The organism is Sphingobium sp. KCTC 72723 (assembly GCF_014280435.1).
GTDB lineage: Bacteria > Pseudomonadota > Alphaproteobacteria > Sphingomonadales > Sphingomonadaceae > Sphingobium.
In genome coordinates, this window is record NZ_CP060388.1 from 3,860,448 (window position 1) to 3,872,337 (window position 11,890).

An 11,890-nucleotide genomic window follows, 5' to 3' on the forward strand; every position below is an offset into this window, starting at 1 on the left:
GTGAATGTAATGGCAAATGTCGATGGCGCTTATGATTGCGTCGCCAAGACGCCGATGGGCGACCAGAAGGGCGTGTTCACCGTCGTTAGCAGCGGGGAGCGGTTCAACGGCACCTTCGCCGGGATGATGGGATCGCTGGACGTGGTCGATGGCAAGGTCGCGGGCGATATGCTGACCTGGAAGATGGAAATGACCATGCCGATGCCAATGACGCTGGAGTGCGAAGCGACGGTGAGCGGCGACGCGATCACCGGCACGATGCAGCTTGGCGCGTTCGGCGCGTCGGCGTTCAACGGCACGCGGCGGGCCTGATATGATGCAGGGTCCGGGTGCGCCCCGGACCCTTTCAGAGTTTGTTTTGAAATGCGCCTTTGGCGCATCCGCACCGGCCTTCAAACGAGGCACGTGACTCGTTTGAACCCCACCCGACCGCCCATTCAGGATACACATAGTGGGCGGTCGGGTGGGGGTGAGGGCCGGTGCGGTAACCGAAATGCGCTCTTTCGCGCATTTCGAGACAGGCGCTAAGTAGACAACGACAGAGACATAGACTCGCCCTCTTGCATTTTTTCGTTAGTTAGCTATCTAACGAAAATGCCTCTTTCCGATCCCAAGCGCGCGCTGGCGCATTATATGGCCCCGGTGGCGCGCGGATGGCGTGGCCTTGCCGATGCGACGCTGGCGCAGTTCGGCGTGTCGAACAGTGCGGCATGGTGCCTGATCCATATCGACCGGATCGGTCCCGAAGTGCGACAGGCGGCGCTGGCGCAATCGCTGGACATCAGCCAGCCGTCGCTGGTGCGCACACTGGACCAGTTGCAGGCGGGCGGGCTGATCGCGCGCAAGGCGGACCCGGAGGACAAGCGGTCCAACCATATCCTGCTGACCCCGGCGGGGCAGGAGCTGGTTGGGCGGATCGAGGCGGAACTGGACGCGCTGCGCAACGCCATGCTGGACGGGATTCCCGAACCGGCGATCGAGATCATGGTCGAAGTGCTGGACCTGCTGAGCCGCCGGATCGCCGAGCGCCGCAACGCGCCATGAGCGAGCGGTTCGGATTACCCGCCGCGCTGTTTTCCTTGAAATGTTACGGCGCGGCGATGCTGGCGCTCTATGTGGCGTTCAGTATCGGGCTGGAGCGGCCCTATTGGGCGTTCCTGACCAGCTATATCGTCGCGCAACCGCTGGCGGGCGCGGTGATCAGCAAGGCGGTGTTCCGGGTGATCGGCACGCTGGTAGGGGCGATGTTCGCCGTCGCCATCGTGCCGCCGCTGGTCAATGCGCCCGAATTGCTGTCGCTGGCGATGGCGGGATGGCTGGCGCTGTGCGTGTTCGTGTCGCTGCTCGACCGGACGCCGCGATCCTATATGTTCGTGCTGGCGGGCTATACTGCCTGTCTGATCGTGTTTCCCGATGTCGATATGCCGCAGGAAATCTTCAATGTGGCCGCTTTGCGGGTGCAGGAAATCATCATCGGCATTGCGTGCGGCAGCCTGGTCCATGGCGTGGTGCTGCCGGGGTCGATCAGCAGCGTACTGCTGGCGCGGGTGGAAGCGATGCTGCGCGATGCCGAACGCTGGTCGCGCGACGCGATTGCGACGGATCCGGTCGTGGGGCTGGATGCGGAACGGCGGCGGCTGGCGCAGGATATTACCGAATTGCACCAGATGTCGGTGCATCTGCCGTTCGACATCAGTCGGCTGGCCCCGCGCGTGCGGACGGTGCGGGCGTTGCAGGATCAGTTGTCGATGCTGTTGCCGCTGGGCGCAGCGGTGGAGGACCGGCTGGCGCAGTTGAAGGCGGCGCATGGTGGGAGCGTGCCGGAAGCGGTCGAAACGCTGATCGCCGATGTGCGCGACTGGCTGGATTCGCCGGTGGTGGACCATGCCACGCGCGCAGCGCGGGCGCAGGGGTTGATCGACCGCTGCGCAGCGCTGGAACCCGAAGCGGCCCCGGCGATGGGATGGGCCGACATGTTGCGCCTGAGCCTCCACGCGCGGCTGGCGACATTGGTGGCGGTGCATCGCGATTGCCGCGACCTGGCCGACCAGATGGCGACGCATAGCCGGGCTGCGGTGACGCCGCGCGTGGGCGCATTGCTGGAGGGGCGGCGCAACCGCGAACTGCATCGCGACTATGGCGGCGCGGCGCGTGGTGCGTTCGGCGCGTTCCTGACCGTGGTTTTGGGCTGCGCGCTGTGGATTGGCAGCGGGTGGAAGGATGGCGGGACCGCCGTGATGCTGGCCGGAGTGTTCCTGGCGCTGTTTTCGGCAGTGGACAATCCGATTGCGCCGCTCAAAGGCTTCATGATCGGGACGATCGCGGCGTCGGCGCTGGGCGCGCTCTATGGCTATGCGATCATGCCCCGGCTGGATGGGTTTGCGATGCTGGCGGCGGCCTATGCGCCCGCGCTGCTGCTGCTCGGCACGATGATGGCGTCGCCGCGCTGGGCCGGGATCGCGCTGCCGACGCTGCTGGGGCTGGGCAGCCCGGTGCTGCTGTCGGATCATTATATCAGCGCCTTTGCCAGCTATGCCAATGGCGCGGTGGCGCAGATCGTCGGCATATGGTTTGCGATCATCATGGCCGGGCTGTTGCAGTCGGCAGGGGTCGAGCGGGCGATCCGCCGGACGATCCGCGCGGGGTGGGCCGACATTGCCAATCGCGCGACGTCCATGTCGCCACCGGACCTGCGCGGATGGATCAACCGGATGCTGGACCGGATCGCCTTGCTTGCGCCGCGCCTCGCAGCGACGCGCGGCGACGGGGGGAAGCCGCTTTACGATGCGCTGCGCGATTTGCGGACCGGGGTGGCGATCGGCGAATTGCGGCAGTTGCGCATCGACCTGGCCCCTGACCGGGGCGTGCCGCTGACGCAGGTGCTGCACGGGGTGAGCCGCCATTATCGCGCGCTGGACCCGGATGCGCCCGCGCCCGCCGAACCGGCGTTGCTTAACGATATCGACGCGGCGATCGACGATCTGGCGGTGCATCCGGCGCGGGACGTGCGGCGCGCGGCGGTGCTGGCGCTGGTGAGTTTGCGGCGCAACCTGTTTGCCGATGCCGCGCCGTATCAAAGGGTGACGTCATGACCGGAGAAATCGCGCTGGGCGGGGTTTATGTGCCGACGCTGTTGCTGCTGGCGCTGTTGGCGCTGGCGCTGACCTGGGGGCTGACGCGGCTGATCGCGATGCTCGGCCTCTATCGCTTCCTTGCCTATCGCGCGGCCGTGGACCTTGGCCTGTTCGTGCTGATTTTGGGCGCCTTGTCCTTCCTTTTTCCCCAAACCGGATATTCGCTATGAACCGCCTGCCCGCTGCGTTGTTGCGCAGCCTTGCCACCATATTGATCGTCGTTGCCGCTGTGGTCGTGGCGATATGGATGTGGACCCATTATGAGCGCAGCCCCTGGACCCGCGACGGGCGGGTGCGGGCCGATGTGGTGCGAGTGACGCCGGACATAAGCGGCCTCGTCACCTCCGTCGCGGTGCGCGACAATCAGCGGGTGAAGGCGGGCGACCTGCTGTTCGTGATCGACACGCCGCGATACCATCTGGCGCTGGAACAGGCGCGGTCGCAAATTGCCAGCGCGCAGGCGGTGCTGGGACAGGCGCGGCGGGAGGCGCGGCGCGACCTGGCGCTGGGCGATCTGGTGGCGGCGGAAACCCATGAGCAAAATGTCGCCAAGGTGGAGACGGCGCAGGCGGCGCTGACCGAAGCGATGAGCGCGCGCGAGGGTGCGGCGCTGAATTTGCAACGCACGCGGGTGGTGGCGTCGGTCAATGGCGTGGTGACGAACCTGGACCTGCATCCGGGCGATTATGTCGGCGCGGGGACGCAGGCCATGGCGCTGATCGACGGGGATTCGATCCGCGTGGAAGGCTATTTCGAGGAAACCAAGCTGGGGTCGATCTGCGTCGGTGCGCCAGTGACGGTGCGGTTGATGGGCGAGGCGCAGGATTTGCACGGGCGTGTCGAGAGCATTGCGTTCGGCATCAATGACGACAGTCGCAGCAATGCGGGCAATCTGCTCCCCTCGGTCGAGCCGACCTTTTCCTGGGTGCGATTGGCGCAACGGATTCCGGTGCGGGTCAGGCTGGAGAAAGTGCCGGTGGGGATGCGGTTGATCAGCGGACGGACGGTGACGGTGACGGTGCAGCCGCAGGATAAGGCGAAGGCGGGGGCGTGTCGCCATGGGTAAGCGCTGGGCTGCGCCCCTACTGGCGCTGGCATTGTCGGCGTGCGCGACGGCGGGGCCGGATTATCGACCGCCAGACGGGGGCGTGGCGACGTCTGCGGTGGCGAAGGGGGCGTTTCATTCGGCGCAGGGAAGCGGCTTTTCGCAAAGTCCGCTGCCTGACCATTGGTGGCGGCTTTATGATGATCCGACGCTGGACGGGCTGGTCGAGCAGGCGCTGGCCGCCAATGCGGACCTGCGGGTGGCGGACGCCAATCTGGCGCGGGCGCAGACGGTGTTGGACGAGGCGCAGGCGGGGCGGGCGATCAGCACCGACATTAGTGGGGGCGAGACGCTGTCGCGGCCATCGGGGGTCGCGCAGCATCTGCCGGGATCGGTCAGCTATGATCTGGGGTTGAGCGCGGCCTATCCGCTGGACCTGAAAGGGCGGATAAAGCGCGCGATCGAGGCGGGCGCGGCGGATGTGGAGGCGAGCGTTGCGGCGCGCGACTATGTGCGGGTCAGCGTCGCGGCGGCGACGGCGCGGGCCTATGCGCAGGTGTGCGCGGCCAATTATGCGCTGGCGGTGAACCGGCAGGTGGTGGGGTTGCAGGGCGATACGCTGAATGCCACGCGGCGGCTGGCCAGGGGCGGGCGCGGGACGGCGTTCGACGTGAGCCGGGCGCAGGCGGCGGTGGATGCCAGCGCGGCGGCGCTGCCGGCCTTCGTCGCGCAGCGGCAGAATGGGCTATATTTGCTGGCGACATTGCTGGGCCGCGCGCCGGGCGATTATCCGCCTGGGGTGGAAAGTTGCGCGGCGCTACCGGCGCTGGGCGCGGCGATGCCGGTGGGGGATGGCGCGGCGCTGATCGCGCGGCGGCCCGACATCAGGCAGGCGGAGCGGCAGATTGCTGGGGATAGCGCGCGGCTGGGCGTGGCGATGGCGGACCTCTATCCGCAGGTCAGCATCGGCGGGTCGGTGGGACTGTCGGGGCCGCTCAAGGATTTCGGTAACGGGTCGGCCTTTGGGTTTAGTCTGGGGCCGTTGCTCAGTTGGTCCTTTCCCAACCGGCCAGTGGTGCGGGCGCGGATCGCGCAGGGGGATGCGCAGTTGCGCGGACGGATCGCCGGGTTCGATGGGGCGGTGCTGGAAGCGTTGCGGCAGGTCGAAAGCGCGCTGGAAAGCTATCGCCGCGATGCTGAACGGGCGGCGGCGCTGGACCGGGCGCGCGACAGTGCGGCGGTGTCGGCCGGGCAGGCGGGCAAGCTGTTCCGCTTTGGCCGGGGGGATTTCCTGTCGCTGCTGGATGCGCAGCGGAGCCTGGCCAGTGCCGAGGTCAGCGCGGCGAGCGCGCGGGCGCAACTGGTGCAGGACCAGATTGCGGTGTTCCTGGCGCTGGGCGGGGGATGGACGTCAGCCGATGGCGTCGACCAGCCTGCGGGGAACGCGCAATAGCGATCCGTGGCGGGCGCCGGGCGGCAGGGTGAGGCGGGCGCTGACATCCTGCCATGTCACCATGTCGCGGGTGGACGCCGCGCCCCATCGGCCATCCTTATACATGTCATAATAGCAGATCAGCGCGTCGCCGATCCGCGCGGTCATTGGTCCTTCGACCCAGCCGGGCGAAAAGGGGGAGGAGAGCGGGCCGAAGGGACCGGACGGGCCGGGCGCAGGGGCGCTGCGCAGCCATTTGCGCGGCGGGGCGAGCGTCTCATCCTTGACGATCAGGTGCAGGCTGCCGTCCGGGGCATGGGCAAAGCTGCCGTCGATGACGCTGAAGCCGGGGTCGTAGAGAGGCTGCGGGGCCGAGAAGGCGCGGAAGTCGCGCGTGGTGGCGGACCAGAGGCGATGGTTATAGTCTGACTCTGACGTGCCTGCGGTTTCCATGTAGCGGCCTGTCACGGTGCTGGACCAGAAAATCATCCAGTGGCGGGCGCGGGGGTCGTAGATCGCTTCGGGCGCCCAGCAATTGCGGGTGCCGGGGATGGTCGCCATGACCGGGATCGCCTGTTGCGGCGACCAGTGGATCAGGTCGGCGCTGGTGGCGTGGCCGATCGTCACGCCTTCCCATGCGGTGGTCCAGAGCAGATGATAGGTCGCGCCGTCGCGGAACAGGAAGGGGTCGCGCAGCAGTTTTTTCTCGCCCACTTGCGGGACCAGCAGGCTGCGGCCCTGCGCGAGGGTGCGGAAAGTGAAGCCGTCGTCGCTGGTGGCGAGTTTGAGGCCGTCCGCCTCACCCTTGCCAGTGATGAAATAGGCAAAGACCAGCGGGTCGGTGGTGGCGGGCCGGGTAGCGCAGGCGGTCAGGGTCAGCGCGCCTGCCCCCGCCACGAAATCGCGTCGGTTCATGGATTATAATCCCGCGCCATCTGGCCGTAGAGGTCGAGCAGGGGGTTAGCGATATAGTCGCCGCCTTCGCCCATCGGGCCGGTGGGGGCAGGCTTTGGCGCGGGGGGTGCGCCGGTGGCGAGGCCGCCGGGGGCTTCGGCGCTGTTGATGCCTTGAGACAGAAGATCGGGCTTGCCGCCGCCGCCTGCATTTTTGCCCTCGCGGTCGAACAATGCTTCCTGATGGCGGATCGGTTCCCAGATGAACGTCCCCCAGCCGCGCCTGTCGGGCAGGGCGTGGACCAGATCGTTGAGGTAGCGTTTGCGGCTGGAATATTCGGCGACCAGCAGCCCTTTGCCCGGATAGCGTTTGAGGAACTGGTCGAAGGTCGTCGCCCAGTCGCCCTGCGCGCGCTGCTGGTAGCAGGAGAAGCCGATCACGTCGAAATCGACGTTGCGGGCGACCAGCGCGTCAGTCCATTCGCGCACGATCGGCCAGTGGCGGCCCAGATGATTGTGGAGTTGAATCGCGATTGCGGGTTCGGCACGGCGCGCGCCCGCTATGCCTGCGCGCAGCAGGGCGGCGAAAGCGTCGAAGCCGCCCACGGCGCCGACTTTTGCATGGTTCGCGTCGGTGACGGGGTTGCCGGTGGGGGTGGACAGCTTCACCCGGCCATGGGGCCACAATATGCCGAAGGTGGTTTCGTTGCCGATCACGGCCATATCGACCGGCGCGCCGCCCGCGCGCATCGCGGCGAGCGTGTCATGGGTGTGGGCTTCGACGGCTTTGGCGAGTTGGGGCAGGTCATAGCCCGCCCAGGCTGCGGGGACGCCCTGATGCTCCGGGTCGGCCCATGTGTCGCTATAGTGGAAACTCAGCACCAGATAGAGGCCCGCGTCGCGGATGCGGCGGCCCAGTTTGATCGTCTGGGCAAGGCCCGCCCATGCCTTGTCGGGTTCGCGCCTGGAATAGCCCTTGGCCGGATCGACGAAGATGCGCAGGCGGATGGCGTTGAACCCGGCGTCGCGCAGCAGGATGATTGGGTCTTTGCGTTCATCCTTGACGAAGAAGCGCGCGCCCGCCGCTTCATCTTCGGGAATCCAGCTGATGTCCGCGCCGATGAGATAGGGACCGGGGCGTGCGCCGGTCTTTTTCGGCGCTGCGAGGGCAGGCGTGGTCAGGAGCGGCAGGGCAGCGAGGCCAAGCGTGGCGCGGCGGGTCAGGGCAGTCATGCGCGGATCTCCAGCTGATATTCGGGGATGAGGCGGATGGTCAGCAGGTCGGCGACCTGATCTGCTTTGGGCAGTTTCGCGCGGGCGCTGGCGTCCAGATAGATGGGCGCGTCGGCGCGCAGCGGCAGGATGGTCAGCGTCCATGGCCGCCCCAGCCGGTCGGCAAAGCGTTTGAGGCCGATGCGCCAGACGCGGCCGTCCCAATAGGCGTCGTCCAGCATGTCGATGCCGTCGAACAGGCGGCCAATGTCGCCGCGCCAGTCGAGTTCGAGATAGGCGTCGCCGGTGGCGAGCGCATCCTTTGGCGGGGTGAAGGTGAAGGCGGCGGCGGCACGATGCGCTTCGGGCAGGGGCTGCATCGCGGCATTGGCGGGGCCGCCGATGGCGATGGGGGGTGCTTCACCGGCTTTGCGGCTTTGGGTAAAGGGCAGGACGGTGGAGGCCGGGCCTTTGGCGGTGGCGCTGCCGCTGGTGCCGGGGACGATGCTGTAGCGGAAGGCGGGATTGCCGCGCTGGCGCAGGATGAGGGCGGCGGGCGCGAAGATCGTGTCGGCGGCAGTCAGGATCAGGCGGCGCTGGCCATCATGGTCGCCGACCCAGAGGGTGCGGGCGGACGCCTGATCCAGCAGCAGGAGGCGGACGCGGCGGCCATCGGGACCAGTGACGGTCAGCAGCCGGTCAGGGGATGGCGGGACATAGGCGATGACGCGGCCATTGTCGGCGCGCGATGACGCGGAGAGGCGCGTGCCGGACGGGAAGGCGAGTTCGACCGGGCCGGGGGCCGTGGCGATCAGCACATGGACCGGGCCGTCGGCATCGGTCAGGCGAGTGACGGGCTGGGCGGTGGCCCAATCGAGCCGCACGCCGTCCAGATCCATGCCGATCGGCCAGAAGAAGCTGTCGCCCGGCGCGATGGTGACCGGGCGGACGGGCAGAGTGACGGGGCCGTTGGGCAGTTGGACCGTGAATTGCGTGCCGGGGTGGGCGGCTGTGTCATATTGGCGGACATGGTTGTTGACGAACAGGAAGCCGCTGTCGCCTTGCGCCCGGACCGACCAGCGCAGGCTGTGCAGGTCGTCCTTGTCCTTTGGCAGGCGGGCGGGGGCGTGGACGGTCATGGCGGCGAGGCGATCGCCATAGGCGGCCAGAAAATAATGGAGCGGGCGGAGCGCGGCGCTGACCGGGTTCACTTCGCCATATTGGCCGATCGGCGCCTGAAAATCATAGCCGATGATGGGGCAGTCATTATAGCCGCCTGAACGCTGGGTTTCTTCCAATGTGCGGCCATGGGCCAGCGGGTTCGCGCCGCCGTGGAACATATAATAGCCCAGCAGATTGACGCCGGACCCGACCTGCGTGGTGACGGCGGCGGCGACATCCTTGGGGTCCAGCAAGGGGCGGCGGCGATACATGACCGGGACGCCGCCGCCATATTCCGCGCCCAGAAAGGGCGTGTCGTCCATGTCGCTGTCGGCGTCGCCGCGCCGGTTGTTGCGAGTCTGCGCGCCCAGATCGCCGCTGACCCTGCTGTCGAAGCGGAAGAGGTAATTTTCCTTGGGCGGCAGGGGCGTGGTCTTTGCCGACCATGGCTCGTCGGGATAGCCGCCATGGACGGGGACGACTGCGCCCTTGGGGTAAAGCGTCTGGTCCCAGCCGGTGACGGTGTAGAGCGGGACGTCATAGCCGATGGCCAGCGCCAGTTGCTTGAGCGCGGCGATATGGGCGCGGCCCTGCCCCGGCCCGTCGAGATTATATTCATTTTCGATCTGCATCCCGACGATCGGGCCGCCATCCTTCCACATCTGGCCTTTCACCTGATCGTAGAGGCTGCGCCAGAAGCGGTCGACCTGTGCCATATAGGCCGGGTCGTTGCTGCGCGGGCTGGTGGCGGAGACGATCCAGTCGGGGATGCCGCCAAAGCGCGCTTCGGCATGGCCCCATGGGCCGGGGCGCAGGAAGAAAAGCAGGCCGTTGGCGTCGCACAGCCGGACGAAGCGGGCAATGTCGCGGTCGCCGGTCCAGTCGATACGGCCCGGTTCCAGTTCGACATGGTTCCACAATATATAGGATGCGACGATGGTGATGCCCGCCGCCTTCATCTTGCGCAATTCCTCTTCCCAATAGGCGGCGGGGAAGCGGGTGAAGTGAAATTCGCCCATGACCGGCAGCCAGGGCTGGCCATCGCGGGTGAGGGTGCGGTTGGTGATGCCGATGCTGCCGTGCGGGCCAGTGGCGGTCCCCATGCGGAGGTGGCCGCTTTTGAGCGGTAGGCCGGGGTTGCGCGCGTCGAGGCTGAGGGGTGCGGACGTGGCGGCGCTGGCGGGGAGGGCGAGGCCCAGCGTGGCAAGGCCGGTGGCAGTGAGCGCGGCGCGCCTGTCGATGTCGGGCATCCATCCTCCTGTTGTGTGGACGGGGGGCTTTGCGCCCTCTCCGTTCGGTCGGTCGGTGTTTTACCGCGCGAGCCATCCGCCATCGACGGCGAGGGTGTGGCCGTGGATGTAGCTGGCGGCGCTGGAGGCGAGGAACACCGCCGCGCCGCCGATGTCGGACGGGTCGCCCCAGCGGCCAGCGGGGATGCGTTCCTGAATCTGGCGGTTGCGGGTCTCGTCGGCTTGCAGTGCGGCGGTGTTGTTGGTGGCGATATAGCCGGGCGCGATCGCGTTGACGTTGATGCCCCTGGCCGACCATTCGTTGGCCAGCAGCTTGGTCAGGCCCGCGACGCCGCTTTTCGACGCGGTGTAGCTGGGGACGCGGATGCCGCCTTGGAAGGACAGGAGCGAGGCGATGTTGACGATCTTGCCGCTGCCTTGCGCGATCATGTGGCGACCCGCCGCCTGGCAGAGGAAGAACAGCACTTTGAGATTGGTGTCGATCACCGCGTCCCAGTCTTCTTCCGTGAAGTCCACGCTGTCGGCGCGGCGGATGATCCCGGCATTGTTGACGAGGATGTCGAGGCCGCCCAGCGTCTCCAGCGTTTCATCGACGACGCGCTGGACGGGTTCGATGGTGGAGAGGTCAGCGGATATGATCTGCGCCCGGCGGCCCAATGCGCGGACTTTCTCCACCGTTTCGGTCGCGGGCGTCCGGCCCACGGCGGCGATGTCCGCGCCTGCCTGTGCCAGCGAGAGCGCGATGGCTTGCCCGATGCCAGTGTTCGCGCCGGTGACGATGGCGACTTTGCCGGAAAGGTCGAAGGGGTTGGTCATGTCTTGGCTCCGCTGTCGTGCGGGGGGCTGGCGTCGCAAGCCCACCCCCGGCCCCTCCCGCAGACGGGAAGGGAGAAGGCTCGGTCAGGCCAGCTGGCAGATGTCCAGCACGTTCATGTCGGTATAGTCCTGATTCTCGCCCGCCATTGCCCAGATGAAGGCATAGGCTTTGGTGCCGGACCCCATATGGATCGACCAGGGGGGCGAGATTACGGCTTCCTCATTGGCCATGACGATGTGACGCATCGCGTCGCCTTCGCCCATATAGTGGAAGACGCGGTCGGCGGGACCGTCCAGCTCGAAGTAGAAATAGATCTCGCTGCGCCGCTCGTGAATATGCGGCGGCATGGTGTTCCAGACGCTGCCGGGTTTCAGGACGGTGAGGCCCATGACCAGTTGCGCGCTGTCGCAGATGCCGGGGATGACCAGCTGGAAAATGGTGCGTTCGTTGGATTCTTCGAGGGAGCCGCGTTCCAGCGTGGTCGCGTCGGCCAGCGAGATGAGGCGGGTGGTGAACGCCTTGTGCGCGGGGCAGGAGGCGAGATAGAAGCGCGCGCCTGCGCCGGAAAAGACCACGTCCTTGGCGCCCATGGTGACGTAGAGGCAATCCTTGTTGCCCAGCGTGAAGGCTTCGCCATCGACGGTGACGGTGCCAGTGACGCCGGACACATTGACGATCGCCAGTTCGCGCCGTTCGAGGAAGGGGTGGCCCGCAGCGGAGGCCGGTTCGCTCTGGGCAGGCAGCGCAACGGGCGCGTCCACGACCGCGACGCCGCCGATGACGAAGCGTTCGGCATGGGTGTAGTTCAGCACGCACTCGCCATCGCGGAACAGCCCGCCGATCAGATAGCGATCGCGCAACTCATCATTGCTCACACATTCCATCATGTCGGGGTGTGTCGCGTAATAGGTCTTGTCGAACATCGGACGTCTCCAGTGGGGCGTTT

The 11,890-nt window shown here is 67.0% G+C and carries 11 protein-coding genes; 6 read left to right on the top strand and 5 right to left on the bottom strand.

Annotation, left to right across the window (positions count from 1 at the left end):
* Positions 1-9 precede the first annotated feature (9 nt).
* The 6 genes from SPBM01_RS18625 (at position 10) to SPBM01_RS18650 (ending at position 5,632) form a co-directional block, all read left to right on the top strand.
* Positions 10-312: a hypothetical protein gene (locus SPBM01_RS18625; protein ID WP_188062985.1), complete on the top strand. Its 303-nt coding sequence runs from the start codon at positions 10-12 to the stop codon at positions 310-312.
* Positions 313-594: 282 nt separating this feature from the next.
* The gene (locus SPBM01_RS18630) at positions 595-1,044 is read left to right on the top strand and encodes a MarR family winged helix-turn-helix transcriptional regulator (protein ID WP_188062986.1); all 450 of its coding nucleotides are present in this window, start codon (positions 595-597) and stop codon (positions 1,042-1,044) included.
* The gene (locus SPBM01_RS18635) at positions 1,041-3,092 is read left to right on the top strand and encodes an FUSC family protein (RefSeq protein ID WP_188062987.1); all 2,052 of its coding nucleotides are present in this window, start codon (positions 1,041-1,043) and stop codon (positions 3,090-3,092) included. The genes SPBM01_RS18630 and SPBM01_RS18635 overlap by 4 nt, the downstream gene beginning before the upstream one ends.
* Complete coding sequence (locus SPBM01_RS18640) at positions 3,089-3,304, top strand: DUF1656 domain-containing protein (protein ID WP_188062988.1); 216 nt, start codon at positions 3,089-3,091, stop codon at positions 3,302-3,304. Before SPBM01_RS18635 ends, SPBM01_RS18640 begins: the two co-directional genes overlap by 4 nt.
* The gene (locus SPBM01_RS18645) at positions 3,301-4,200 is read left to right on the top strand and encodes an efflux RND transporter periplasmic adaptor subunit (RefSeq protein WP_188062989.1); all 900 of its coding nucleotides are present in this window, start codon (positions 3,301-3,303) and stop codon (positions 4,198-4,200) included. The genes SPBM01_RS18640 and SPBM01_RS18645 overlap by 4 nt, the downstream gene beginning before the upstream one ends.
* Positions 4,193-5,632, top strand: coding sequence for an efflux transporter outer membrane subunit (locus tag SPBM01_RS18650; protein WP_188062990.1), 1,440 nt, complete (start codon positions 4,193-4,195; stop codon positions 5,630-5,632). Before SPBM01_RS18645 ends, SPBM01_RS18650 begins: the two co-directional genes overlap by 8 nt.
* On the opposite strand, the gene SPBM01_RS18655 is transcribed toward SPBM01_RS18650, so the two are convergent.
* The 5 genes from SPBM01_RS18655 to kduI all read right to left on the bottom strand — a co-directional run bounded on the left by SPBM01_RS18655 (position 5,591) and on the right by kduI (position 11,867).
* Positions 5,591-6,526, bottom strand: a complete 936-nt coding sequence (locus SPBM01_RS18655; protein WP_188062991.1) for a glycoside hydrolase family 43 protein — start codon at positions 6,524-6,526, stop codon at positions 5,591-5,593. The genes SPBM01_RS18650 and SPBM01_RS18655 overlap by 42 nt on opposite strands.
* Complete coding sequence (locus SPBM01_RS18660) at positions 6,523-7,737, bottom strand: glycosyl hydrolase 53 family protein (protein WP_188062992.1); 1,215 nt, start codon at positions 7,735-7,737, stop codon at positions 6,523-6,525. Before SPBM01_RS18660 ends, SPBM01_RS18655 begins: the two co-directional genes overlap by 4 nt.
* Positions 7,734-10,127 (bottom strand): beta-galactosidase, encoded by a 2,394-nt coding sequence (locus tag SPBM01_RS18665; protein ID WP_188062993.1) that lies wholly within the window; start codon positions 10,125-10,127, stop codon positions 7,734-7,736. Before SPBM01_RS18665 ends, SPBM01_RS18660 begins: the two co-directional genes overlap by 4 nt.
* Positions 10,128-10,187: 60 nt before the next feature.
* Positions 10,188-10,943 (bottom strand): 2-dehydro-3-deoxy-D-gluconate 5-dehydrogenase KduD, encoded by a 756-nt coding sequence (gene kduD / locus SPBM01_RS18670; protein WP_188062994.1) that lies wholly within the window; start codon positions 10,941-10,943, stop codon positions 10,188-10,190.
* Between the two features lie 84 nt (positions 10,944-11,027).
* Positions 11,028-11,867 (bottom strand): 5-dehydro-4-deoxy-D-glucuronate isomerase, encoded by an 840-nt coding sequence (kduI, locus tag SPBM01_RS18675; RefSeq protein WP_188062530.1) that lies wholly within the window; start codon positions 11,865-11,867, stop codon positions 11,028-11,030.
* Positions 11,868-11,890: the final 23 nt, after the last annotated feature.